This window comes from Nocardioides sp. NBC_00850 (assembly GCF_045207335.1).
Classification (GTDB): domain Bacteria; phylum Actinomycetota; class Actinomycetes; order Propionibacteriales; family Nocardioidaceae; genus Nocardioides.
In genome coordinates, this window is record NZ_CP108845.1 from 6,083,477 (window position 1) to 6,107,831 (window position 24,355).

Sequence of the window (24,355 nt, forward strand, 5' to 3'; positions counted from 1 at the left end):
GAAAGTGCGCTTTGAACTGGGAAAATAGATGGCATACAGGCAGTCGAAGGCGTAGAATCAGGTCCATCACAGCACACCTCTGAAGGGGAGGATGGCGATGAGTCTCGGCCGCTCGATCGACCACTGGGGCACCAACCCCGGCGACGCGATCGACGCCGCCTCGAAGGCCATCGAGACCGCCCTCCAAGACCTGCTGGCCACCGATCTCGCCTACTGGCGCACCGGACAGAAGAAAGACCTGCTCGAGCGGTTGGAGAAGCTCCAGGCCCAACAAGCCGCGTTGAGACTTCGGGTGCTCGCGTCTGCCGGAGATATCGCCGAGGAGACCGGCGCCAAGGACGCCTCCGGGTGGATGCGCGCTGAGTTGTTGGTCGACAAGGCCGTGGCCCGCTCGCAGATCAAGCTCGCGAGCAGTGTCGCGAAGTACGACCTCGTTGCTGCTGGTCTCGCCGAGGGTGTCGTCTCCCAGGACAAGGCCCAGGTGATCACGAAGGCGCTCGACAAGATCAAGACCAACCCCGTTGCGAGCAGCGAGGACCTGGTGTTGGCCGAGAAGCTGCTGGTCGACTACGCCACCCGGCTGACGGCCAACGAGCTCCACATCGTCGGGAAGCGAATCCTGCGTGAGATCGACCCGGTCTGGTTCGAAGACGCCGAAGCCAAAGCCCTCCTCGCCGAGGAAGAACGCGCCCAGCAGAAGACCGCGTTGCGGGTCTGGGACAACCACGACGGCACCATCGGCTTCGACGGTGTACTGCCGGTCTCGATCGGGATGAGGTTCAAGCGACTGGTCGAGGCCTGGGCCCAGCCCCGCAAACAGCAACTCGTCGGCAAGGGTGCCCCGCTGCCGCCGTGGGAGAGACTGATGGGCCAAAGCTTCGCCCGGCTCCTGGAGACCATCGACCCCGCCGCCCTGCCCCGCCACGGTGGCGACGCCACCACCATCAACGTGGTGATCTCCCTCGAGGAGCTCCGCAAAGACCTCGGCATCGCCACCCTGGGCTACGACGAGACCAACGGTGCGACGATCTCGGCTGCTGAGGCACGGCGGATGGCGTGCAACGCCACCATCATTCCCTGGGTGTTGGGTGACGGTGAGGTCCTCGACGCCGGTCGAGGCAGCCGGTTCTTCCAGCCGATCCAGCGCAAGGCGATGCGGTTGCAGCAGAAGTGCTGCCAGGCCGAGGGCTGTGACATGCCGCCGGAGTGGTGCGACGCGCATCATCTAGAGCCGTGGGCCGCAGGTGGGAAGACCAATCTGAAGGACGGGGCGTTGTTGTGTCCCCACCATCACCGCCTGGCGCACAACCCTGCCTACGTCCATGAGCGGCTACCGGACGGCACGATCCGGTTCACCCGCCGGCCTTAAGCGGCTGGGCGAGGAATCATGTCACCGGGTCCCGCCCGTCGGGCCTGACGACCCCGTCGCCGAACGGTCTCAGGTCTCGCCGAAGCCGTCCGTCGCGATGCCCCACGAGCGTTCGGGCCAGCTCTGTCGACTCCACACTGGCCGTTTCCCTGCTGATGGGGATATGTCCCCACTGCGGCGGAGGTTCCCCACGCTCCGGAGGATGGGAAAGTTCCGTGTACGTGGGGAACTCTTCGGATCAGTTGGGATCTGATGACGCTGCCAGCACCGAACCCGCCCTAGCCAGAGCGATGGCTGGCTTGTGAACGATTCACAAGATCCCGCCCACTGTAATAGGCGCCCACGAGGCACCGACCGTCCGCACACGGCCGGCCACAGCCCCAAGCCCGTCGCCAACTGAATCCGCTGCGCCACACCCTCGCCGCCGACCCGATACAGGCCAAATCTTTCTCGATCGGGTGTCGGGTCAAGGATCGCCGGAGGCGACCGGCGAAGCCGGCGGGCGAAGCCCGTCATCTCGACAAGCTCGATACATCGCCTTGACGCGGCGCGCGATCGAGAAACAATCGAACCAAGGGTCGGCGGCGAAACCCTGAACCGAAACCACGGTCACCTCCGCGCGCCGTCCCGAGACCAACCCAAGGACTCGACACGAGTCGGCCCCAGACGACCTGCAAGCTAGGAGACGCTGGAGATCTCCCCCGCCCATCGCCCGATCAGCTCCGCCTCATGCGGCGGCGGACCAGGGAGGCGGCGGCTGGCTGCCTCGGCGCGCAGGCCGTCGCAGACGAGGGCGAGGTAGCGGCGGCGCAGGGCGGCGCTGCGTACGTCGTCTCCTACGTCGATGCGACTGATCTGCTCGAGGAGAACGGTGATGTCGGCGCGGGTGACGTCGGGGCGGAGGATGCCGCTGCCACGAGCGCCACGCAAGAGGCGGTTGGTGGTGTGTACGGCGAGCTTGTCCAGGTCACGCAGGACCTGGTCGAAGCTGACCTCGTCGCGCAGAGCGAGGGTGAGCCGCGGGAGTCCGTCGTCGAGCACCTGGCGCAGGAAGCCCGTGAACGCGTGCCACGGGTCGTCGGTGTCGCTCAGAGCCGCCTCCGCGAAGGCGATGTAGCGGCGATAGCTGTCGGCGGCGACGGCCCGCAGCAGCGCCTGCTTGTTGGCGTAGCGGCGATAGAGCCCGGCCACTCCCATCCCGGCCTCCTCCGCGACCGCGGCCATGGTCGCGCGGGGGTCCCTGAGCAGGACCTCCCGAGCAGCGATCAGGACCGCGCGGTCCGCGTTGAGGGGCGGCATGCCCCACACCCTACGTGCGGGCGCCAGGCTCAGGCGGTTTGTACCTGTGTGATGTCGGCCAAGGCCGCGATCGGACGGTTCGGGTAGTCGGCGAACACCCCGTCCACACCGGCCTCGAAGAGGCGATTCGCCTGGTCGCGGCCCGCTTTCAGGGTCCACACGAAGACGAGCAGACCGTGGCGGTGGGCCTCGTCGGCCAGGCCGGTGGGCGGCTGCCCCTTCTTGCGGACCATCGACTTCTTGGGGCCGATGGCCTGGGCGTACGTCGCGATCTCCGCGCAGTCGACCGCACCCCACTTCTTGTCGACCAGCTGCACCAGCGGAAGGTCGGTGCGGGTGCTCATCTCCCGCACCCACGCCTCATCGAAGCTCTGCAGCCACAGCCGCTGCGTGGGCAGGCCCGGGAGACTGTTCCAGGCGTCGACGCCGTGGTCGGCGAGGGTCTGCAGCAGGGTCTCGGTGACGGGCAGGCCGATGGAGGCGAAGTACGTCGGGTGCTTGACCTCCACGTGCAGCCCGACCCGCCGCCCGCGGCGCTGCGACTCGTCGGCGACGAGCAGCAGCAGCGTGTCGAGGGTGATGATCGGCTGGCTGGTCGTCGGCGCCCCGAGGCTGAGCAGCTCGGGGAACGTGAAGTCCTCGGTGAACCAGCCGGTCCACTTCTTGCCGCTGATCACCTTGGTCGTACGCCGCCCCGCGAACTCCGGGCGCGAGGCCACGTCAGTGGTGCGAGAGAGCTCGTTCTCGTGTCGGAGCACCATCACCCCGTCGCTCGTCATCACCACGTCGGTCTCGAGCGCGTCCACGCCCTGACGCAACGCCAGACGGTAGGACTCCAGGGAGTGCTCCGGCAGATAGCCGGGTGCTCCGCGATGGCCGATCACAAGGGGGCGGTGGGCCGATGCCATGGCGCCAAGCGTGCGTGCCGGCAGCGACGCCGCGGCGGGCACAATGTGAATGGGACGTTACGAGCGGCGGGCCGTTCGGTTCGGCACCCTGAGGGTTGTCCTCAGGGGGTGTCCTCGCCGGACCAGACGACGTTCTCGCGGATCAGTCGGGCGGGGACGCCGGCCACGGCCGTACGCGGCTCGACCTTCTGGTTGCGGACCATCGCGCGCATGCCGACGACGGCACCGTCACCGATCTCGGCGTGGCCGGTGACGATCACGTCGCGGCCGAGCCAGACGTGCTCGCCGAAGCGGATGTTGGCGCCGTACGGATTGATCCGCTGCCCCGTCTCAGCGTCCTCGAGCCGGTGCATGTCGTCGGTGGCGACGTAGACGTTGGCCGCCCAGAGCTGGTCGCGGGCAGCCACGATCGAGCCGCCGTTGCGGGCGTCGATCTGGGCGCGCGAGGTCGCGACGAGACCACCGGAGAGGATCACCGCGGAGCCGCCGCCGCAGTAGATCTCGCCCCAGACCATGCTCGTGTCCGGGCCGATGAAGATGGTCGGCGAGTCGCCGCCGACCAGCAGCGCCTGCATCGAGGTGATGTCGGTCGCGACCACGATCAGCGCGTCGGAGAACGGGTAGAACCCGAGCAGCTCGATCAGCCGCTCGTCGAGAGGGAACCCGTCGCGCAGGTAGAGCGCGTTGCCGCCCCCGTGCCACCACTCCGGCAACGGCCCGGTGATCTCGCTCAGCTCGAGCCCGGCAAGCACCTCCGGCTCGAGCCCCGCGGCGATGAGCCGCTCCCGATGTACGTCGGTGAGCGGCTCACCCCTGGTCCAGGACATGCCGGGAACCATAACCCGGTTCAGCTCGGGTACATCCCACTGGTCACGTTGAGCCAGGTGCCGGTGATCGCGCCGGCGCCGTCGGAGGCGAGGAAGGTCGCGGTGTCGGCGACCTCCTTCAGCCGCGGCGACCGCTTGGTCATCCGCATGCCATCGAGGTTCGCCCGGATCCCGTCGAGGGCCTCATCCGGGAGCCGCGTCCCGAGGACCCGCTCGAACTTCTCCGCGGTGAACGTCTCGGTGATCCCGGCGGTCCAGATGCCCACGACGCGTACGCCGGAGGGCCCGACCTCCGCGGCGAGATCACGGACCAGCGCGTCGAGGGCACCATCAGCGGCGCTGGTGCCGCCCATGCCGGGCGCCGAGCCACGTGCGGAGCCGGAGTCGAGCGCGAGCACGACGCCGCGGCCCTGCGCCACCATCTGCCGCGCGGCCGCGCGGGCGGTGTGGAAGGAGCCGGCGATGCCGCGTACGACCGGCTGGGTGTAGTCGGCGGCCGAGATCTCCAGCAGCGCCTGCCCCTGGATGTCACCGCGGTCGGCGACGTTGAACGAGATGTCGAGCGAGCCGGTCTCGGCGACGACCCGCTCAATGAAGGCGACCACGGCGTCCTCGTCGAGGATGTCGACCACCCCGTAGCCGGCCGCGCCGACCTCCTCGGCCCTGGCCGCCAGGCTGGCCTCGGTGCGGCCGGCGAGATAGACCTTGGCGCCCGCCTCGGCGAAGGCCTTCGCGGTGGTCGAGCCGATGTCGCCCGCGCCGCCCCAGACGATGGCGGTGCGGTCCTGAAGCTGTGCGTTCATGGTCTCTCCTGAGCTCCTGTCGCCCACCCGTCGTGCGCGATCTGCCCGTTAGGACGTACGCAGCACCAGCAACTCATCGGGTGACGCGAAACTTTCTTCGGGCCGGCGTCAGATCAGCGCCTGCGGGAGCCCGAAGGCGGGGAAGAGATGTGGCTCGAAGGTGGTGATCTGGGCGAGCCGGCCGTCGACGATCCGGAGCACGTCGAGCGTCTGCGGGCGATAGATCGTGGTGCCCGGGCGGCGTACGTAGCCCGCGACCGCGGGCATCCGGTTGGCGTTGGCCGGGATGAACCGCCACTCGCCCAGGTAGGTCGGCGAGGACGGGTCGAGGTTCGGCAGCACGAACGACAGCAGCGCGTCGCGGGTGGTGAACCAGAACGGGTTCGGCGGCATGGTGAGCACGGCGTCGCTGGTCAGCAGGTCGGCGATGCCCTCGCGCCAGTTGCTCGCCCCGGCGGCGATGTAGGCATCGATGACCTTCCGCTCCTCCTCGGTCGGCCCCTCGGTGCGCCAGGTCGACCGGTCCTCGGGCAGATGGCGGCGCAGCGCCGGCTTGGCTCGCTGCAGCAGCGAGTTCACGGTGGCGACGGTGACGTCGAGCGCGGCCGCAGTGTCGGCGGCCGACCAGCCGAGCACCTCGCGGAAGACGAAGACCGCCCGCTGCTGCGGGGTCAGGTGCTGGATCGCGGTCAGGAAGACCAGCTCGATCGTCTCCCGAGCGACCGCCTCCTCCTCCGGCCGCTCCGGCTCCAGCAGGGCGTCCGGGAACGGCTGGAGCCACTCCAACAGCTCCGGGGGCTCTCCGGTCCCGTGGTCGAACCCCGGCAGGGCGGCGTACGTCCTGGGCCGCCGTTCGTTCCGGCGCAGGAAGTCGAGGCAGGTGTTGGTCGCGATCCGGTAGAGCCACGCCCGCAGCGCCTCGGGGTCGGTCAGCTGGTCGCGCCGCTCCCAGGCCTTGACCAGGGTCTCCTGCACCAGGTCCTCGGCCTCGTCGAAGCTCGCCACCATCCGGTAGCAGTGCACTCGCAGCTCGCGCCGGTGCTGTTCTGCGGCATCCACGAACGGTTCCATGGCTGGCGAGCGTAAACCCGGGTCGGCCGTCGCGAGACCGATTTTGCAAGCAATGTCAAACTGCTGCAACGCAACTCATCCGCACAACGTACGAAGTATGTGGGGCGGTCCTCCCAGGGTCCCGGCCGAAGTGCTCCCGGCCGGGGCCCTGGTGCGTTCTCAGACGAGGCCGCGGAGCTTGGGGAGGATCTCCTCACCGTAGAGCTTGAGGAACTTCGCCTGGTCCGGGCCCGGGGCGTGGAAGACCAGGTGGGTGAAGCCCATGTCGAGGTATTCCTTGATCCGCGCGACGTGCTCGTCGGGGTCGGTCGACACGATGAACCGCTTGGCGGTCGCCTCGGTCGGGAGCGCGTCGGCGAGACGCTGCATCTCCACCGGGTCCTCGACGGAGTGCTTCTGCTCGGGGGTGAGACCGAGAGCGCCCCAGAAGCGGGTCGCCTCCATCGCCTGCTCCAGGTCGTGGTCGAAGGAGACCTTGACCTCGATCATCATGTCCACGTCCTCCGGCTTGCGCTCGGAGAGCTCGATGCCGGTCCGTACGGCCGGGAGCAGCGTCTCGGTGTAGAGCTCGGCGCCCTTGCCGGAGGTGGTGATGTAGCCGTCACCGGCACGGCCGGCGTACTTGGTCGCGGCCGGGCCGCTGCCGGCCAGGTAGATCGGGACCGGCGTGGACGGCTTGTCGTAGATGGTCGCCCGGTCGAGCTGGTAGTAGTCGCCCTCGAAGGTGACCCGGTCCTCGGACCAGAGCTTCTTGATCACCCGCACGGCCTCGCGGAACCGCGCGAAGCGGACCTTGCCCTCGGGCCACTCGATGCCCAGCGGAGCCTCGTTCATCGCCTCACCGGTGCCCATCCCGAGCACGACGCGCTCAGGGAAGAGCGAGCCCAGGGTCGCGAAGGACTGCGCCACGATCGCCGGGTGGTAGCGGAACGTCGGGGTGAGCACCGAGGTGCCCATCACGATCCGCTCGGTGCGCGCTCCGAGCGCGCCCAGCCAGGTCATCGCGAACGGCGCGTGACCGCCGTCGTGTCTCCAGGGCTGGAGATGGTCGGAGATGAAGACCGAGTCGAAACCCTGCTCCTCCGCCATCACGCCGTAGTTCAACAGCTCCGTGGGTGCGAACTGCTCGTTGGACGCCTTGTATCCGAACCTGATCTCCGTCACACGGTCACGGTAGCCTCCTCGGCATGAAGCTTGCGATGCCCTTGACCTACTTCGGCAACCCGCGGGAGACCGCTGACCAGGTCGTCGGCCTGGAGAAGGCCGGGCTCGACCAGCTCTGGGTCGCCGAGCCGTACGGCTTCGACGCGGTCTCGCTGCTCGGCTACCTGGCCGCCAAGACCGAGACCGTCGAGCTCGGCGCGGGCATCCTCAACATCTACAGCCGTACGCCGGGAGCGCTGCTCCAGACCGCGGCCGGTCTCGACAACGTCTCCGGCGGCCGCGCGATCCTGGGCCTCGGCGCGAGCGGGCCCCAGGTCATCGAGGGCTTCCACGGGGTGGCGTACGACAAGCCGTTGACCCGCACCCGCGAGATCATCGGCCTGCTGCGCGCCGGTCTGCGGGGCGAGCGGCTGAAGAGCGACGGGCTCTACAAGATCCCGCTGCCGGCCGACCAGGGCACCGGCCTCGGCAAGCCGCTCAAGCTGCTCAACCGGCCCGAGCGTGCCGACACCCCGCTGTGGGTGGCCGCGCTCGGTGACAACAACGTCGCCATGACCGCCGAGATCGCCGACGGCTGGCTGCCGTTCCAGTTCCTGCCCGACAAGGCCCGCGATGTCTGGGGCGACGCCATCGACAAGGGCCTGGCCAAGCGCTCGGCCGACCTGAAGCCGCTGGAGATCTCCGCCGGCGGCCTCCTCGCGATCACCGACGACCCCGACGAGGCCAAGCGCCACCGCGACACGATGCGCGGACTGCTGGCGCTGTACGTCGGCGGCATGGGCGCCCGCGGCAAGAACTTCTACAACGACATGGCCGTGAAGTACGGCTTCGGGGACGCGGCCAAGAAGATCCAGGACCTCTACCTCGACGGCCACAAGCGCGACGCCGAGGCCGAGGTCCCCGACGCCTGGCTCGAGGCCGGCAACCTGGTCGGACCGGAGTCGTTCGTGAAGGAGCGGATCGCGGCGTTCAAGGAGGCCGGTGTGACCAGCCTCCAAGTGACCCCCGCCTTCGGCACCGACGGTCTCGCGTCGATCGCCCAGGTCAAGGAGTGGCTGGCCTGATTGGCTCGGCTGGCTGTGAACTCGCTTACACCCACGGCTGGCCCGGACGTGCCGATGTGACGCTGCCCCCACGGGCATTGGTTGCATGGACGCATGTCTGAGCGGATCGTCAGCGCCATCACCGGGCCCGTCACCAAGTGGGTCGTGCTCGGCTTCTGGCTGGTGATGCTGGTCCTGATGGGTCCGCTGACCGGCAAGCTGGGCGATGTCGAGTCCCACGACAACTCCGACTGGCTCCCGGCCAACGCGGAGTCGACCCAGGCGATCGACGAGCTCGCCAAGGTGCAGGACCCCGACGACCTGACCACGACGATCGTCTATCACCGCGAGGGTGGTCTGACGAAGTCCGACTACACCGCGATCGTGCTGCAGATCCCGGAGATCGCGTCGCTCGACGGCGTGGTCACCCAGGAGAGCAAACCCGATCAGCCGGTCATGCCGGCGATCGCCTACCCGACCGGGGAGAAGAAGGGCCAGAAGCACGGCCTGGTCTCCGCCGACGGCGAGGTCGCCACGGTCTCGCTCGTGGTCAACTACGCCGACGAGGACCCGACCGCGCTGCTCGAGCTGCGCGACGACCTGGTCGAGATGACGAAGATCGACGGCGTCGACGTCTACATCGGCGGCGCGGGCGGTTCCACGGCCGACCAGATGGAGGCGGGCGCCGGCATCGGGGGTGCGCTGCTCTACGCCGCCGCGGGCGTGGTCATCGTGATCCTGCTGATCACCTACCGCAGCCCGGTGCTGTGGTTCCTCCCGCTCGTCTCGGTGCTGGTCGCGCTGGTCGTGTCGATGGGCGTCGTCTATCTCTGCGCGATGTACGCCGGGCTGACCCTCAACCAGATGAACCGGGCGATCCTCGACGTGCTCGTCTTCGGCGCCGGCACCGACTACGCGCTGCTGCTCATCGCCCGCTATCGCGAGGAGCTGGGCCGTCACGAGGACCGGCACAAGGCGATGGCGGCGGCGCTGCGCGGTTCGGCGCCGGCGATCATCGCCTCGGCCGGCACGGTCACCGTCGGCATGCTGGGCTTGATGGTCGCCACCATGGGGTCGACCGCCAGCCTCGGCCCGGTCTGCGCGATCGGCATCGTCGCCGGCCTGGTCGTGATGCTGACCCTGCTCCCGGCCCTGCTGGTGATCACGGGTCGCTGGGTGTTCTGGCCGGTCAAGCCGGCGTACGGCACCTCCGGCGAGAAGACCGGCGGCATCTGGGCGCGGCTCGGCGGCTGGATCCGGAAGCGGCCCCGGGCGGTATGGATCGGCACAGCCGCGGTGCTGCTGGCCTGCTGCGGCGGTCTCTCGATGCTCAACATCACGACGCTGGACAGCTCGGAGACCTACACCAAGGACTTCCCGTCGCTGATCGGCGACCGGGTCCTCGAGGAGCACGACCTCGGCGACCCCTCCAACCCGATCCAGGTCGTCTCGGCGCCGGGCACCGAGAAGGACGTCGTCAAGGCGCTCACGAAGGCCGGCTACGAGGGCGCCACCCCGGTCACCGACGGCACCCACGAGGTCGCGCTGACCGCGGTCCCGCTGGCCACTGACCCGATGTCGAAGGCGTCGTTCGACACCGTCGAGGACGTACGCAGCGTCGTCCACTCCGTCGACGGCGCCGACGCGCTCGCCACCGGCACCGCCGCGATCCAGCTCGACATGGCCTCGGCGACCGACCGGGACACGAAGGTCGTGATGCCGCTGGTGCTCGGGCTGGTGCTGATCATCTTGATGATCCTGCTCCGCTCGGTCCTCTCCCCGCTGCTGCTGATGGCCACGGTCGTGCTCAGCTTCGGCGCCGCGCTCGGCCTCTCGGCGATCATCTTCGACGCGATGGGATTCGCCGGGCAGGGCCGCGAGTTCCCGCTGTTCGTCTTCGTGTTCCTGGTCGCACTGGGCATCGACTACAACATCTTCCTGATGCACCGGGTCCGGGAAGAGGCCATTGCAGGAAAGGCCAGTGAGCACGGCGACACCCGGCGTGCCTCCCTGGTCGCCCTCTCGGCGACCGGCGGCGTCATCACCAGCGCCGGCATCGTCCTGGCGGCGACGTTCGCGGTGCTCACCACGCTGCCGCACGTGAGCTTCATCGAGATCGGCCTGGCGATCGCCCTCGGCGTACTCCTCGACACCCTCGTGGTCCGCTCCATCCTGGTCACCGCCATCAACCTCGACCTGGGTGACGTCATCTGGTGGCCGAGCAGGCTCGCCCGGGGGCGAACGAAAATTCGTTCGCCGCACCCGGCGGTCGTTCGGAGGCCGATGACCCGGCCCCATCACCAGCCCCATCACCAGTTCGATCACCAGCTCCGCCAGCCCCCGCCCATGCGCGGCCCGCGGCCCCCGCGGGACCTCCGCGGTCATCCGCCGCAGCAGCACCGGCCCCGCAATCCTGGCCAGTACTGAGGCCTCGGCTGCGAATTCGGCGAAGTGTCTTTACGATGTGCCCTACGACTCGGGTCGCTCGGCCCGGTCGCTCCACTTCACTGACATGCGGGGCGTGCGACATGGGGCCAGACGACCAGGACACGACGAGACCGGGTACGCCGCGGCCCACGCCGCCTCCGGCGCCTGAGCCGGCGAACCCCATCGACCCGGACGCGACCCGGATCCCCAGCGCGAGCCCCACCCCGCCGCCGCCTCCGCCTCCCCCGTCGTCACCTCCCCCGTCGTCACCTCCCCCGTCGTCGCCCCCTCCCTCCTCGCCCCCGCCTGCTCAGCCGCCGACGGCACCGCCCCCGCCGCCACCCACGATGGCGATGCCGACGGCGCCACCCAGCGGCTACGGCCCACCTCCGGGGCAGCCGCCGGTTGCGTACGCCTCGGCTTATGGGCTGCCGCCGCACCACCAGCAGCCCAAGAAGAGCAACAAGGGGCTGCTGATCGGGCTGGGTGCCGCCGGCGCGGTGGTGCTCGTCGCGCTGCTCGGCACCGGAGCCTGGGCGTTCTTCAGCGGGCGTCTCGGGTTCGGCCCGCTGAGCGCCGAGGACAAGAAGGCGGTGACCGCGATCGCCGCGGACGCGCCGAAGCCGGCCTGGGCCTCGGCCGGGGACGCCAAGTGTGCCGCCGAGCAGCTGGTCAAGGACGAGCGCAGCGACGCCCTGCGCAAGGCCGGGCTGATCCAGATCTCCGGCGAGTCGGTGACCTACACCGGCGCGTGGCGGGGACAGCAGGCGACGACGTACGCCGAGGGTCTGCTCTCCTGCTCGGGTGACTGGAGCAAGGCGATCGGCAAGGAGTGGGCACTGACCGACACCGACTGCCTCGGCGACGTCGACGAGACCGCGATGGCCGGCCTGATCACCACCCAGGTCATGGAGGTCGAGGACGCCGGCGTCACGAAGCAGGCCGACAAGGCGGTCGCCGCGCTCGATGAGTGCTACGTCAGCGACGAGCTCACCGCGCCGGCCGCGACGGCCACCCCGGCCGTGCTCGGCGTCGACTTCGCGGTCACTTCGCCGACAGTCGAGGGCAGCGAGGTGGTCGTGCAGGCGAAGTCCGCCGACTCCTCGGAGTGGGCCCCGGTGACCGGCGGAAAGGTCAACATCCCCGTACGCGAAGGCGGCCAGGAGGGCTGCGCGACCTTCCAGGCCTCGATCAACTACCCCTGGGGCACCACCAAGACCAGCGAGAGCGAGGCCTGCGGGAAGGCGAAGGACCGCAGGCTGTGGTGGACGAAGGACAAGTCGTGCGCCCAGCCGAAGTACGCCCCGTGCAGCTCCTGGACGCTCCACTACGAGGGCTACGAGCTGCTCTCCAGCGTCACGATCAAGCTGAAGCTCAACGGCGGGGACTGCCGGTCGGCCTCCGGATCGTGCTCGGACACGGCCTTCGTCACCAAGCCGAGTGGCACCTGGACCAACTGGACCGCCCCCAAGGGCTGGAAGGACCGGTTCACCGCCGAGGTGGACGGGCTCAAGGCGGTCCTCCCGAACTAGCCCAACCGAACTAACGTCTAACAATTGGTCTCGCCCGTGGCGTTGCCGCGCGACGATCGTTAAGGGGACGCTAGGGTTTCGGCAGAGGTCTGGAATCGGGTAAAAAAATCAGGGCGAGGTTCTAAAGATGGTTGCGTTCCCCCAGGAAGGCGAGCAGTTCGGTCGCTACGTGATCGAGCGGGTCCTGGGTCAAGGTGGCATGGGTGTCGTCTACCAGGCGAAGGACCCGGCACTGCGACGCAAGGTGGCGCTGAAGCTGGTGCTGCCCTCGCTCACGGTCGACAAGGACTTCATCACCCGCTTCGAGCGGGAAGCCAACATCCTGGCCAAGCTGCGCTCGCGCAACATCGTTCAGATCATCGAATACGGCGAGGTCGAGGGCACCGTCTACCTCGTCACCGAGTACGTCCCCGATGGCGACCTGCACGGCTGGCTGAAGACCAAGGGGCAGCTGGAGACCGTCCAGGCGCTGCGCCTGGTCGGCGACGTCAGCGACGCCCTCTTCGACGCACACCGCGCCGGTGTGGTCCACCGCGACGTGAAGCCGTCCAACGTGCTCCTGTGGGAGCGCCAGGAGGGCGAGCTCGTCCCCTACCTCACCGACTTCGGCATCGCGACCGAGGGCGACTCCAACGTGACCCGGGCCGGCTCCGTGGTGGGCTCGCTGCCCTACATGTCGCCCGAGCGTCACATGGGTGAGCAGGCGACCGCGGCGGGCGACATCTACGCCGCCGGCTGTCTGCTGTGGGCCTGCCTGACCGGCAAGGCTCCCTACACCGGCACCGACTTCGAGCTGATGAGCGCCCACATCAACAACCCGGTGCCGCGGCTGCCCGCCTCGACGCCCGGTGCCGACCTGATCAACCCGATCATCCAGCGGGCGCTGGCGAAGAAGCCGGAGAACCGCTTCCGGACCGCGGCCGAGCTCTCCAAGGCCCTCGACAAGGCCGCCGACCGGCTCGAGGAGTCCGGTCTCGGTGGTGGTGTCATCGGCGGTGTCGCCGGAGCGGCCGCTGCCGATCTCGGTTCCCGACCCGGTGCCAGCTACGACACGACGGCCAGCGGAACCTCCGGGGGCGGCACCCCTGTGCCCGAGGCCGAAGCGCAGCCGACGATCGTCAAGCGCCCGGGCGAAGGCACCCCGACTCCCGCCCCGCTCGCCAACGAGACCGACTCCACGGTCGTGCACAGCGGCAAGGGTCTGCCCCAGGCCGCTGCCGCCGCGGCCGCGGCGGCCTCGACCGGCAACACCGGCGCCGGCGGCGGCCAGCCCGAGTGGCTGCCCTCGCACCACTCCAACGCCGGCCAGGGCAACGGCGGCGACAAGAAGAAGCTCTACACCATCGTCGGCGGCGGGGTTGCCGCGGTTCTGCTCCTCGGTGTCGGCATCTTCACCCAGGGCTTCGGCATCTTCGGTCTCCACGGCGACGACGCCAAGGCGGCTGAGGCGATCGCCAGTGGCGTACCCAAGCCGGGCTGGGCCACCGAGGACCAGATGACCTGCGCGGCCGAGACCCTGGTCGGGAAGGTTCCCGCCGCCGAGCTGCGCTCCCACGGCGTGGTGGACGCGGGCGACGACTGGACCTACACCGGCGAATGGCCCGCGGACGACGCGATGAACTTCAGCCGGGGCCTGCTCGACTGCACCGAGTCCTGGGCGACCGAGATCGGCGACAACTGGAAGGTCGGCGACACCCGCTGCATGGAGAAGGAGGTCGACAAGACCTCCATGGCGGGCCTGATCGCGGTCGACGATCTCCTCAAGGACGGCGACCCCGGTGCCGCCGGCCCGGCCAAGGAGAAGGCCGTCGCCGCCCTCGACGCTTGCTACGTCAAGGCCGACGCCCTCGGCGCCAAGGTGACCCCCAAGCCTGCCTACATGCAGGTCGACTTCGACGTACAGGAGCCCACCGCTCCCGGCGGCGAGTCGGTGATCGGGATCGCCAAGACGGGCAGCAGCAGCTACGAGGAGCTCAAGGGCTCCTCCTACGAGCTCCCCGTCACCGAGGGAGGCGTCGAAGGCTGCATCGCGGTCAAGACCACCGTCACCTTCGCCTGGGGCACCGCGAAGGCCACCGACGCCGACGCCTGCGGCAAGGCTCAGGCGAAGAAGCTCGAGTGGATCAAGCAGGACAAGTGCACCGACCCGACCTATACGAAGCAGAAGATCGAGTGCAACACCTGGCGGCTCACCTTCGAGGGCTTCCAGCCCGGCAAGAAGTTCAACGTGAAGCTCACCCTCAACGGCGGCAAGTGCTCGGACGCGAAGAACGCGAAGTGCGTCTGGCCAGGCACCCCCGACGGTGAGGGCAAGGGAGCCATCGTCGACTGGTCGGGCCCGAAGGACTGGACCGCCAAGTTCGTCGCCACGGCCCCCGGAGCGAGTGCCCAGATCGACAACTAGTTCGACAACTGGGCGGCCCATACTAGGCTGCTTGGTGATGAGCGAGCAGCCGACACCTCAGCAGATCCGCCGGGCGCTGGCCCGGGCCGAACGCGGCGCAGCCCTGGACGTGGCGGAGGCTTCAGCACTCCTCGCGGCCCGGAGCGACGACCTCGACCGGCTGACCGCCGCCGCGGCGAAGGTACGTGACGCCGGGCTGGTCGCGGCCGGGCGACCCGAGACGGTGACGTACTCCCCCAAGGTCTTCATCCCGGTCACCAAGCTGTGCCGGGACCGATGTCACTACTGCACGTTCGTGGAGACGCCGGGGCAGGCAGAGCGGGAGGGCCGCGAACCCTACCTGAGCCCTGATGAGATCCTCGAGATCGCCGCCGAAGGCGCGAAGCTGGGCTGTCTGGAGGCGCTGTTCACCCTCGGGGACCGGCCCGAGGACCGGTGGCCCGAAGCGCGCGAGTGGCTCGAGTCCCGTGGCTATGAGTCGACCCTCGACTACGTGCGCGCGATGGCGATCCGGGTGCTCGAGGAGACCGGCCTGCTCCCCCACCTCAACCCCGGGGTGATGTCGTGGGAGGAGATGAACCGGCTCAAGCCGGTCTCCCCCTCGATGGGGATGATGCTGGAGACCACCAGCCGACGGCTCTTCGAGACCAAGGGCGAGGCCCACTACGGCTCGCCCGACAAGGACCCCGCGGTGCGGCTGCGGGTCCTCGAGGACGCAGGTCGCCTCTCGATCCCGTTCACCTCCGGACTGCTGGTCGGCATCGGCGAGAACCTCACCGAGCGCGCCGAGACGATCTTCGCGCTGCGGAAGGTGCACAAGGCCTACGCCGGGCTGCAGGAGATCATCGTGCAGAACTTCCGGGCCAAGCCGTCGACCGCGATGCGCCATGTCGACGACCTGGGGCTGGATGAGTATCTGGCCGCGATCGCGGTCACCCGGATCGTCCTCGGACCCAAGGCCCGGGTCCAGGCGCCACCCAACCTGGTCGACCTCGACGAGTGCCGCGCGCTGCTCGGCGCCGGGATCGACGACTGGGGCGGCGTCTCACCGCTGACGCCCGACCACGTCAACCCCGAGCGCCCCTGGCCCTCACTGGACGCGCTGCGCCAGGTGTCCGCCGAGGCCGGCTTCGGGCTGCGGCCGCGGCTGACCGTCCACCCGGAGTACGTCAACGGCACCCTGCGCGAAGGGCAGGCCTGGATCGACCCGCGCGTCCTGACCCACGTCGAGGCCCTCGCTGATGAGGACGGGCTGGCCCGTGACGGCATCCGCCCCGAAGGGCACCCGTGGCAGGAGCCCGACGGTGGCTTCACCGCGGCCGGCCGGGTCGACCTGCACGCCTCGGTCGACACCGAGGGTCGCACCAACGACCGCAGGGACGACTTCGAGACGGTCTACGGCGACTGGGACGCCGTGCGGGAGGCAGCCACCGCGACCGGCGCACCGGCCGTACTCCACGCCGAGGGGCACGAGGCTCTCGCCGCCGCTGAGAAGGACCCCGGCAACCTCTCCGACGAGCACGCACTGACCCTGATGACCGCCGAGGGCGACCTGCTGCGCCAGGTCACCAGGCTCGCCGACAACCTGCGCCAACAGGTCAACGGCGACACCGTCACCTACGTCGTCAACCGCAACATCAACTTCACCAACGTCTGCTACGTCGGCTGCCGGTTCTGCGCCTTCGCCCAGCGCAAGACCGACGCAGATGCGTACTCCCTGGATCTGGACCAGGTCGCCGACCGCGCCGAGGAGGCCTGGAACCTCGGCGCCACCGAGGTCTGCATGCAGGGCGGGATCGACCCCGAGCTCCCGTCGACGGCGTACTTCGATCTCGTCCAGGCCGTCAAGCAGCGGGTGCCCGAGATGCACGTGCACGCCTTCTCCCCGATGGAGATCGTCAACGGCACCTCCCGCACCGGACTCTCCATCGAGGACTTCCTGATCAAGGTCCGCGAGGCCGGGCTGGGCTCGCTGCCCGGCACCGCCGCGGAGATCCTCGACGACGAGGTCCGCTGGGTGCTGACCAAGGGCAAGCTGCCTGCGAAGACCTGGATCGAGATCGTCTCCACCGCCCACCGCGTCGGCATCCCGACGACGTCGACGATGATGTACGGCCACGTCGACAACCCACGCCACTGGGTCGGCCACCTACGCGTCCTCGCCGGCATCCAGGACCAGGCCCGCGAGCACGGAAACGCCGAGCTGACCGAGTTCGTGCCGCTCCCGTTCGTGCACACTAGCGCCCCGATCTATCTCGCCGGCGCAGCTCGCCCGGGCCCGACCATGCGCGACAACCTCGCCGTCCACGCCCTGGCCCGGATCATGCTCCACGGCCGCATCGACAACATCCAGACGAGCTGGGTCAAGCTCGGCATCGACGGCACCAGAGCCATGCTCCAAGCCGGCGCCAACGACCTCGGCGGCACCCTCATGGAGGAGACCATCTCCCGGATGGCCGGCTCCGAACACGGTTCGGCAAAGACCGTCGCCGAGCTCGAGGAGATCGGCGCAGGCATCGGCCGGGACGTACGCGAACGGACGACCTTGTACGAAGGCCGATGACCTGATGCACGTCGTGTTCTACCGGAACCTCAACCTCGGTCATGCCGGGTCGCCGAACCGGGAGCAGCTGGAGGGTGCGCTCGAGCGGGGCGGCGCCTTGCGCGTGAGGTCGTTCCAGACGAACGGGACGGTGTTGCTCGAGGCCGAGGCCCCCGAGAGGGTCGTGGCTGCGGCAGCCAGCGAATTGGGCTCCCTGGCAGGGTACGAAGACGCAGCCATCGTGAGGTCGCTGGCAGATCTGGAGCGCGTACTTGCGCTGGGGGTGTTCGAGAAGCACCAGTCCCCCCGCACGTACCGCGAAACCGTGACGTTCTTCTGGGGCGGCAAGGAGCCGAGCTGGTCAACGCCGTGGACCAACTCCAAAGACGACGTCGACGTGCTGCACATCGGAGACGGGATCGCCCTGAGCCTGATCCGCAAACCCCGCAACTCCGCGGGGAGTCCCACCTTCGAACTGGAACGGGCCACCGGTGGCGTGGCCACGACGAGGACTCGCGGCTCCATCGACCGGCTGTTGGATGCCGCCGCAAAGTGGAAGTAGTCCGCGTCGTTGAGGCGGAAGCCACTGGGGAGTGGCAGGGGGTATCGGAAACGACTACCCTCTACGATCCTCGCTGAACCGTCTCGAGAAGAGTGAGATGTCCGACCCCACCGGCAGCACCGCTCAACAACAACCGAAACCCACCGAGCTCGCCAACGCGGCGGCTGAGGAGGCCCGTCGGCGACGGCTCGGGCTGCCCCCGCTGCCACGGCGGCGGCGCGATCGGGGCCGCCCCGTACGCCTGGCGCTGCGCTGGCTCGTGAGCGTCGGCGTACTCGTCGCGGTGGCCTTCCTCGGCACCTCGGCGTGGGCCTACTTCACCGGTGAGATCGGTCCGCTGCGCGGTGCCGAGAAGGACGTCGCGCGCACTCTCGCCCTCGCCGGCGACACCCCGGCCTGGGCCGATCCCGAGCAGATCCGCTGCGCTGCGGACGCCATGGTCAAGGACAAGGGCAGCGCCGGGCTCGCCGATGCCGGAGTGGTCACCAAGAGCGGCAGCGGGTTCAGCTACGCCGGGGAGTGGCCCTCGGCGCTGGGCTCGCAGTGGTACGCGGAGCTGCTCGACTGCGCCGACGGCGGCGCCAACAGCTGGAGCAGGCAGGTCGCGGACGCCTGGACGCTCGATGACCCCCGATGCCTGCGGGAGGTCGGCCGCCCCGAGATCGCCGGTGTCCTGGCCGTCACCAACCTGCGGCTCACCGACGAGGACCTCGCCGCCAAGAACGTCGCTGCGATCACCCAGCTCGACAGCTGCTACGCCCGCACACCCGAGGCGCCGACCGGCGCCGCCGCGGCGGGCTACCGTGAGGTCACGCTGAAGGTCACCGCCCCGGCGGTCACCTCCGGCATCGCCTCCATCGACGACGGCGCCACCCAGCCGACCGCCGGCGAGGACCCGGAGCTCACCTACACCCTGCCGGTCGCCAAGGGCGGCACCGAGGCGTGCGTGCAGGCGACCACCAAGGTGACGTACGCCTGGGGCACGGTCCGCGCCGGCGAGCCGGCCAAGCTCTGCGGCAAGGCGGCCGCGGCCCGGATGGAGTGGCACACGGTCGAGCGCTCGTGCCCGAAGGGGAAGCCGAAGTGCACCTACATGGCGGCCTACGTCGAGGGGCTGGCCGACAACCAGTCGATGACGGTCACCTACCGGCCGACGGGTGACTTCAAGTGCGCCGGCAAGAAGCCGACCTGCACGGTCAAGATCAAGGCCGACGCCAACGGCAAGGCCCGCACGCCCGGCCTCATGGTCACGGGCAAGAAGGGGAAGGTCGTCGCGAGCGCGGGCAGTCTGAAGGCGACTTATACCGGCTGAAGCGAAGCCCGAAGCAATAGGCACAGCTCGTAGGCTGGTGGGCGTGCCTTCCGACCTCACCTTCGGCGCGACCCGTGGGCCCAGCCCTGACCCGGCCCAGCGCCCGCCGGCGCTGCCCCGCAAGCGCCGCCGGACCCTTGTCGACCTCCCCGGTGGGACGTACGCCGCCGGGGACTCGTTCGGCGAGGGCTACCAGGCCGACGGCGAAGGTCCGGTGCACCCGGTCGACCTGCCCGGCTTCCGGCTGGACGCGACCGCGGTCACCAACGAGGAGTTCGCCAGGTTCGTGAAGGCGACCGGCCACGTCACCACGGCCGAGCAAGAGGGCTTCTCGGCCGTCTTCCACCTGGCCTTCGACGGATCGCCCCGCGATGTCCTGGGCCGCTCTCCCGAGGCACCTTGGTGGCTCGGCGTACGCGCCGCGTCCTGGCGGGCCCCGGAGGGCCCCGGCTCCAACGTCGGCCGCCGCGGCAACCACCCGGTCGTGCATGTCTCCCATGACGACGCGCTGGCCTACTGCGACTGGGCCGGGACGAGGCTGCCGACCGAGGCCGAGTGGGAGTACGCCGCCCGCGGCGGTCTCACCGGATCACGGTTCCCGTGGGGCGACGACTTGGAGCAGGACGGCACCCACCACGCCAACGTCTGGCAGGGAGTCTTCCCCGACACCAACACCGCCGACGACGGGTTCGTCACGACCGCGCCGGTGCGGACGTACGAACCCAACGGCTTCGGGCTGTTCCAGATGATTGGCAACGTCTGGGAGTGGTGTGCGGACTGGTTCTCGCCGACCTACTACGCCGACCTCGTCGAGTCCGGCTCCTCCTCGGACCCGCGGGGCCCGGCCGAGGGCCTGACCCGGGTCATGCGCGGCGGCTCCTACCTCTGCCACGACTCCTACTGCCACCGCTACCGGCTCTCGGCGCGCTCCAGCAGCCCGCCCGACTCGACCGCGGGCAACTTGGGGTTCCGCTGCGCGGCCGACCTGGGCGATCAGTCGGCGGGGTAGAACTCCTTCGGACACTCGTCACCGGCACAGTCGGCGTACTTCTCGCTCAGCCCACGCAGCTCGGCCAGCTCGTCGGCGTACTCGGGGAGCAGCGCGAGCGAGCGGATCTGGTAGGGGTCCTCGGCCAGGTCGTAGAGCTCTTCGCTGCCGTCGGAGAAGCGGGCGTAGGTCCAGTCACCGAAGCGGATCCCCGAGTAGATCTGCTTGTAGCCGTCGTTGACCCGCCAGGCGGAGAGCGGGATCACCCGGTCCTGCGCGGGGGCCTTCAGCCACGGCATGATGTTGACGCCGTCCTGGGTCCGCCCCGGCTCGGCGCCGGCGACCGCCATGATCGTGGTGGCGATGTCGGGGTTGCCGACCCCGGTGGCCAGGGTTCGTCCGGCCGGGATGCCCGGGCCGCGCAGGATCACCGGGATCCGCTGCGTCTCGCGGTAGTGCATCAGCTTGCCGTTGATGTTGTGGCCGCCGGTGGTGTAGCCGTTGTCCGAGGAGAAGATGATGATGGTGTTGTCGAGCTGGCCGGTCTCCTGGAGACGGAGTACGTGGCTGGCGACCGCGCGGTCGAGCGACTGGACGGCCTCGACCCGCTGCTCGTGCGCGATCCGCAGCTCGGCGCGGCCCTGCGCGTCGAAGTGCTTGCGGGAGGCCGAGATCCGCGGCGCATCGGTCGGGGTGCGGAACATGTTGGGAGTGTCCGGCAGCTCGAGACCGTCGAAGGAGTGCTTGTCCTCCTCCGCCGGTCTGGTCGTGCTGGTGCCCTCGGGGTCTTCCGGCTCGTCGGGCCCGCCGTGGTGCGGTGCCACGTAGTTCAGCCACATGTACCACGGCTTGTCGGCGCGCTCCGGCGCCGAGATCATCTCGTTGGCCTGGTCCCGCATGACGTACGTCGTGTAGCGGTTGTAGGTCGTGAGCTTGCCGTTGTGGTTGATCCGCGGCCGGATGAAGTTGTAGGTCGACATGTCGGTCGTCGCCCGCCAGTCGGTCCATCCGGGCGGCACGTCCTTGGCCGTTCCGTTGAGGCCGTAGCCGTTGAGGTACTTGCCGGCGAAGAGGGTGTCGTAGCCCGCATCCTGCAGCGCCTCGGGCAGCGTGCCGGTGTGGTCCATCGACTCGTAGCCACCGCGTTCGCCGTTGATCGTCACGGTGTGGTGGTTCTGGCTGTACTGCCCGGTCAGCAGGGAGGCGCGGGCCGGCACGCAGATCGGCGTGGGCGCGATTGCCTCGGTCAGCGAGGTGCCCTGCGCGGCCAGGAGGCTGCGGGTGTGGGGCATGAACTCGAGATCCTCGTAGGCGAGGTCGTCCGCCGTGATCATGAGGATGTTGGGCTGGGTCGAGTAGGGCGCCCAGTCGGGCGTCGATGTCGGCGTCGAGGGCACCACGCCCTCGTTGTCGCGCGCGAAGGCATTCCCGGCCAGAGACCCCAGAGACCCCAGCGGACCGGCAGATTCAGGCATCGCGCCGAGCGCGATCGAGGCGCCGGCGAGCACGGCAACGGCCGCCACCGCCAATCGGGCGCGAGGCGCCATCTGGTCTGCTCCCTTGGTCGATCCCCGCGTCGTATGTTTCCGTCCGGTTCCACTCCATACCGGACCGGGTTAACGTTACCGAAGGGGGCCGTGATGACCCCAATGCCCGGCTGATCAGGAGACTCAAGTGAGCGAATCGCGCGAGAACTACGGCGACTACAGTGTCGACGACGAGGACCAGATCACCGGTGAGGACGCGCTCTCCGGGGACGTTCTCGAAGGTGAGGTGCGCGACGAGCTCGACCACGGCATCGTCACCGCCGACCACTACTCCACCGACTACGGCAACACGCCCTGGGAGGAGGAGCACCGGGAGTGCATCGACCAGCGCCGCCATCAGGAGGTGCCCGAGCCGGATCCCTACGCGGTCGAGTACGACGATGCCGAGGAGAGCGACGACCCCGACGGCCGCGAGGTCGGCGACGAGCGAGCGGGTCGGCTGGTCGACCCCGACCGTGGCGAGGGCGAGGACGCGGAGTCCGAGCTGTACGGGATCGATGCCGGCATCGACGGCGCCGGCGCCTCCGCGGAGGAGGCCGCCATCCACATCATCGACGACAGCGACGCCGAAGACGACGACCTCTAGGCAGTGAGGTCGTCGATCTCCAGCACGATCTCGACCTCGAACCCCTCAGAGCTCTCCAGGTAGAGCGCCGTGTGCTCGTCGCCGCCTGCGTGCGGGTAGCGGTCGGCGTACATCTCGTGCCAGCCGTGCTCGGTCGACGCCGCCCGGATCCTGTCGAGCTGGTCTCGGTCGTCGATCATGAACGCGATGTGGTTGACGCCGGGCCGGAGCCGGTCCTGCGTGCCGTGCTGGTCCGTGGAGTGCTCCATGAAGACGTACGTCCCGTCCGGCGCCTCCCAGAAGTGGCCCTTCTCGCCGGCCTCCCAGCCGAGCTCGCCGAAGAGCCAGCCCCACTCCCCCGAGGCGGTCTCGAAGTCGTCGACCCAGAGGTCCCAGTGGTGGATCGCCCGCATCTTCGTCTCCTCGGTTCAGGCGATCATCCGCCCCTGGCGCTGGTGGATGTGCACCCGATCCTGAGGTTACATTGTCTCCGCGTACGCGGAGTGGGTATCGCGCCCGGGCACGAGAGGCAGACCGCTGATGGGCATGCTGGTAGAGGGCAGGAAGTCGTTCGAGGACGGGCGGTCGGTCACGTACTCCATCGAGTGGCCCGGAGCCGCGCGGTCCAGCGTGGTCACCATCGCGAAGGCCGAGGGCGGCGAGCAGTTCTCTGTGCCTGACTCCGCGCTCGATTCTGCAGCGGCCAAGATCCTCATGAAGGCGTACAAGGAGGCCGTGGCCACGGGGGTCTGGCCCGACACGGTGACGTACGCCGCATAGCCCTCCGGCTGCTGCACATGCCGATGACACCTAGTGAACGGACTCACGAGGTGTCATCGCCTGCTGCAGCCGCAGGAAAGGGAGTCGCGGGAGGGCGAACCCGCGTGTGAGGATCGAGGCGTGAGTGACCTGAAGACCTTCATCGCCGGGCTGCCCAAGGCCGAGCTCCATGTCCACCACGTCGGGTCGGCTTCGCCGCGGATCGTCTCGGAGCTGGCTGCGCGGCATCCGGGGACGGTACCGGCGGACATCGAGCTGCTGCGGGAGTACTTCACGTTCAGCGACTTCGCGCACTTCATCGAGGTCTACCTCTCGGTCGTCGACCTGGTCCGTACGCCGGAGGACATCCGCTATCTGACCTACGAGATCGCGCGCGACCTGGCGCAGACCCAGCAGGTCCGTTACGCCGAACTGACCTGCACCCCCTACACCTCCGTACGCCCGGATCTGGCCGTGCGCGAGCCGGGGCAGACCGGGCACACCGGGATGGCGATCGAGGCCTACACCGAGGCGCTCGAGGACGCCCGGGTGGGCGCCGAGCGCGACTTCGGGATCACGCTGCGCTGGATCTACGACATCCCCGGTGAGTCGGGGATTCCGGCGGCCGATGCGACGCTGACGTACGCCGTCGACCACGGCCCCGAGGCGCTCGTCGGGTTCGGGCTTGGTGGGCCCGAGGTGGGGGTTCCCCGGCCACAGTTCGAGAGGCACTTCGACGCGGCTCGCGCAGCGGGGCTCCGGTCGCTGCCGCACGCCGGCGAGACGACCGGCCCGCAGACGATCTGGGACGCCCTGACCGTGCTGAAGGCCGAGCGGATCGGCCACGGCACCTCGGCGGCCCAGGATCCCGCCTTGCTCGCCCACCTCGCCGAGCACCGAATCCCGCTCGAGGTCTGCCCCTCGTCCAACGTCGCCACCGGTGCCGTCGCGACGCTCGAGGAGCACCCGCTCAAGACGTTCGTCGATGCCGGCGTGCCGGTCACGATCAACTCCGACGACCCGCCGATGTTCGCGACCACGCTCAACCAGGAGTACGAGATCGCGGCCGACCTCCTCGGCCTCGACGCGGCCGGCATCGCCGACCTCGCCCGTGCCGCGGTCGACGTCTCCTACGCACCCGACGACGTCAAGACCCGGCTGCGCGCCGAGGTCGACGCGTACGCCACGCCTTAAGCGCTTGACGCGGCTCGGACCCGCCCGTTTGCTGGACGC

The 24,355-nt window shown here is 69.3% G+C and carries 20 protein-coding genes; 12 read left to right on the forward strand and 8 right to left on the reverse strand.

Annotated elements, in window-relative coordinates:
* The first annotated feature begins 97 nt into the window (after nt 1–97).
* The gene (locus OH802_RS29430; RefSeq protein WP_406023885.1) at nt 98–1,369 is read left to right on the forward strand and encodes a DUF222 domain-containing protein; all 1,272 of its coding nucleotides are present in this window, start codon (nt 98–100) and stop codon (nt 1,367–1,369) included.
* Between the two features lie 678 nt (nt 1,370–2,047).
* On the opposite strand, the gene OH802_RS29435 is transcribed toward OH802_RS29430, so the two are convergent.
* The 6 genes from OH802_RS29435 to fgd all read right to left on the reverse strand — a co-directional run bounded on the left by OH802_RS29435 (nt 2,048) and on the right by fgd (nt 7,441).
* The gene (locus OH802_RS29435) at nt 2,048–2,668 is read right to left on the reverse strand and encodes a TetR/AcrR family transcriptional regulator (RefSeq protein ID WP_406023886.1); all 621 of its coding nucleotides are present in this window, start codon (nt 2,666–2,668) and stop codon (nt 2,048–2,050) included.
* A gap of 29 nt (nt 2,669–2,697) precedes the next feature.
* Nucleotides 2,698–3,576, reverse strand: coding sequence for a glycerophosphodiester phosphodiesterase family protein (locus OH802_RS29440; RefSeq protein WP_406023887.1), 879 nt, complete (start codon nt 3,574–3,576; stop codon nt 2,698–2,700).
* A gap of 101 nt (nt 3,577–3,677) precedes the next feature.
* The gene (locus OH802_RS29445) at nt 3,678–4,403 is read right to left on the reverse strand and encodes an acyltransferase (RefSeq protein ID WP_406023888.1); all 726 of its coding nucleotides are present in this window, start codon (nt 4,401–4,403) and stop codon (nt 3,678–3,680) included.
* 20 nt (nt 4,404–4,423) lie between these two features.
* Nucleotides 4,424–5,206, reverse strand: a complete 783-nt coding sequence (locus OH802_RS29450; RefSeq protein ID WP_406023889.1) for an SDR family NAD(P)-dependent oxidoreductase — start codon at nt 5,204–5,206, stop codon at nt 4,424–4,426.
* A gap of 108 nt (nt 5,207–5,314) precedes the next feature.
* On the reverse strand, nt 5,315–6,277 hold the full coding sequence (locus OH802_RS29455; protein ID WP_406023890.1) for an RNA polymerase subunit sigma-70: 963 nt from the start codon (nt 6,275–6,277) through the stop codon (nt 5,315–5,317).
* A gap of 159 nt (nt 6,278–6,436) precedes the next feature.
* On the reverse strand, nt 6,437–7,441 hold the full coding sequence (gene fgd / locus OH802_RS29460; RefSeq protein ID WP_406023891.1) for a glucose-6-phosphate dehydrogenase (coenzyme-F420): 1,005 nt from the start codon (nt 7,439–7,441) through the stop codon (nt 6,437–6,439).
* Between the two features lie 23 nt (nt 7,442–7,464).
* Here fgd and OH802_RS29465 point away from each other — a divergent pair, with 23 nt between their 5' ends.
* The 8 genes from OH802_RS29465 (at nt 7,465) to OH802_RS29500 (ending at nt 20,272) form a co-directional block, all read left to right on the forward strand.
* Nucleotides 7,465–8,505 (forward strand): LLM class F420-dependent oxidoreductase, encoded by a 1,041-nt coding sequence (locus OH802_RS29465; RefSeq protein ID WP_406023892.1) that lies wholly within the window; start codon nt 7,465–7,467, stop codon nt 8,503–8,505.
* Between the two features lie 93 nt (nt 8,506–8,598).
* Nucleotides 8,599–10,911: an MMPL family transporter gene (locus tag OH802_RS29470; protein ID WP_406023893.1), complete on the forward strand. Its 2,313-nt coding sequence runs from the start codon at nt 8,599–8,601 to the stop codon at nt 10,909–10,911.
* Between the two features lie 347 nt (nt 10,912–11,258).
* Nucleotides 11,259–12,443: a hypothetical protein gene (locus OH802_RS29475; RefSeq protein WP_406023894.1), complete on the forward strand. Its 1,185-nt coding sequence runs from the start codon at nt 11,259–11,261 to the stop codon at nt 12,441–12,443.
* Between the two features lie 127 nt (nt 12,444–12,570).
* Nucleotides 12,571–14,847, forward strand: coding sequence for a serine/threonine protein kinase (locus tag OH802_RS29480; protein ID WP_406023895.1), 2,277 nt, complete (start codon nt 12,571–12,573; stop codon nt 14,845–14,847).
* A 37-nt stretch (nt 14,848–14,884) separates the two neighbouring features.
* The gene (locus tag OH802_RS29485) at nt 14,885–17,410 is read left to right on the forward strand and encodes a bifunctional FO biosynthesis protein CofGH (protein WP_406023896.1); all 2,526 of its coding nucleotides are present in this window, start codon (nt 14,885–14,887) and stop codon (nt 17,408–17,410) included.
* A gap of 4 nt (nt 17,411–17,414) precedes the next feature.
* Nucleotides 17,415–17,951, forward strand: coding sequence for a DUF1697 domain-containing protein (locus tag OH802_RS29490; protein ID WP_406023897.1), 537 nt, complete (start codon nt 17,415–17,417; stop codon nt 17,949–17,951).
* 97 nt (nt 17,952–18,048) lie between these two features.
* Nucleotides 18,049–19,263 carry a hypothetical protein gene (locus OH802_RS29495; RefSeq protein ID WP_406023898.1) on the forward strand — a complete coding sequence of 405 codons (1,215 nt, stop codon included), beginning with the start codon at nt 18,049–18,051 and terminating at the stop codon, nt 19,261–19,263.
* Nucleotides 19,264–19,306: 43 nt separating this feature from the next.
* On the forward strand, nt 19,307–20,272 hold the full coding sequence (locus tag OH802_RS29500) for a formylglycine-generating enzyme family protein (RefSeq protein ID WP_406023899.1): 966 nt from the start codon (nt 19,307–19,309) through the stop codon (nt 20,270–20,272).
* Here OH802_RS29500 and OH802_RS29505 read toward each other — a convergent pair.
* Nucleotides 20,257–21,798 (reverse strand): sulfatase-like hydrolase/transferase, encoded by a 1,542-nt coding sequence (locus OH802_RS29505; protein WP_406023900.1) that lies wholly within the window; start codon nt 21,796–21,798, stop codon nt 20,257–20,259. The two genes, OH802_RS29500 and OH802_RS29505, sit on opposite strands and share 16 nt — an antisense overlap.
* A gap of 127 nt (nt 21,799–21,925) precedes the next feature.
* On the opposite strand from OH802_RS29505, the gene OH802_RS29510 reads away from it, so the two are divergent.
* Nucleotides 21,926–22,384 (forward strand): DUF5709 domain-containing protein, encoded by a 459-nt coding sequence (locus OH802_RS29510; protein ID WP_406023901.1) that lies wholly within the window; start codon nt 21,926–21,928, stop codon nt 22,382–22,384.
* On the opposite strand, the gene OH802_RS29515 is transcribed toward OH802_RS29510, so the two are convergent.
* Nucleotides 22,381–22,776 (reverse strand): VOC family protein, encoded by a 396-nt coding sequence (locus tag OH802_RS29515; RefSeq protein ID WP_355230004.1) that lies wholly within the window; start codon nt 22,774–22,776, stop codon nt 22,381–22,383. The genes OH802_RS29510 and OH802_RS29515 overlap by 4 nt on opposite strands.
* Nucleotides 22,777–22,903: 127 nt before the next feature.
* On the opposite strand from OH802_RS29515, the gene OH802_RS29520 reads away from it, so the two are divergent.
* Nucleotides 22,904–23,143, forward strand: coding sequence for a hypothetical protein (locus OH802_RS29520; RefSeq protein WP_406023902.1), 240 nt, complete (start codon nt 22,904–22,906; stop codon nt 23,141–23,143).
* A 120-nt stretch (nt 23,144–23,263) separates the two neighbouring features.
* Complete coding sequence (locus tag OH802_RS29525) at nt 23,264–24,316, forward strand: adenosine deaminase (RefSeq protein ID WP_406023903.1); 1,053 nt, start codon at nt 23,264–23,266, stop codon at nt 24,314–24,316.
* Nucleotides 24,317–24,355 lie beyond the last annotated feature (39 nt).

What these genes read in the sequence shown, in the direction of transcription:
- OH802_RS29480 (WP_406023895.1), top strand. Translation starts at nt 12,571, where the DNA reads ATGGTTGCGTTCCCCCAGGAAGGCGAGCAGTTCGGTCGCTACGTGATC.
- OH802_RS29470 (WP_406023893.1), top strand. Translation starts at nt 8,599, where the DNA reads ATGTCTGAGCGGATCGTCAGCGCCATCACCGGGCCCGTCACCAAGTGG.
- OH802_RS29445 (WP_406023888.1), bottom strand. Translation starts at nt 4,403, where the DNA reads ATGTCCTGGACCAGGGGTGAGCCGCTCACCGACGTACATCGGGAGCGG.
- OH802_RS29485 (WP_406023896.1), top strand. Translation starts at nt 14,885, where the DNA reads ATGAGCGAGCAGCCGACACCTCAGCAGATCCGCCGGGCGCTGGCCCGG.
- OH802_RS29505 (WP_406023900.1), bottom strand. Translation starts at nt 21,798, where the DNA reads ATGGCGCCTCGCGCCCGATTGGCGGTGGCGGCCGTTGCCGTGCTCGCC.
- OH802_RS29495 (WP_406023898.1), top strand. Translation starts at nt 18,049, where the DNA reads ATGTCCGACCCCACCGGCAGCACCGCTCAACAACAACCGAAACCCACC.
- OH802_RS29430 (WP_406023885.1), top strand. Translation starts at nt 98, where the DNA reads ATGAGTCTCGGCCGCTCGATCGACCACTGGGGCACCAACCCCGGCGAC.
- OH802_RS29490 (WP_406023897.1), top strand. Translation starts at nt 17,415, where the DNA reads ATGCACGTCGTGTTCTACCGGAACCTCAACCTCGGTCATGCCGGGTCG.
- OH802_RS29465 (WP_406023892.1), top strand. Translation starts at nt 7,465, where the DNA reads ATGAAGCTTGCGATGCCCTTGACCTACTTCGGCAACCCGCGGGAGACC.
- OH802_RS29515 (WP_355230004.1), bottom strand. Translation starts at nt 22,776, where the DNA reads ATGCGGGCGATCCACCACTGGGACCTCTGGGTCGACGACTTCGAGACC.
- OH802_RS29455 (WP_406023890.1), bottom strand. Translation starts at nt 6,277, where the DNA reads ATGGAACCGTTCGTGGATGCCGCAGAACAGCACCGGCGCGAGCTGCGA.
- OH802_RS29475 (WP_406023894.1), top strand. Translation starts at nt 11,259, where the DNA reads ATGGCGATGCCGACGGCGCCACCCAGCGGCTACGGCCCACCTCCGGGG.
- OH802_RS29450 (WP_406023889.1), bottom strand. Translation starts at nt 5,206, where the DNA reads ATGAACGCACAGCTTCAGGACCGCACCGCCATCGTCTGGGGCGGCGCG.
- OH802_RS29520 (WP_406023902.1), top strand. Translation starts at nt 22,904, where the DNA reads ATGGGCATGCTGGTAGAGGGCAGGAAGTCGTTCGAGGACGGGCGGTCG.
- OH802_RS29435 (WP_406023886.1), bottom strand. Translation starts at nt 2,668, where the DNA reads ATGCCGCCCCTCAACGCGGACCGCGCGGTCCTGATCGCTGCTCGGGAG.
- OH802_RS29440 (WP_406023887.1), bottom strand. Translation starts at nt 3,576, where the DNA reads ATGGCATCGGCCCACCGCCCCCTTGTGATCGGCCATCGCGGAGCACCC.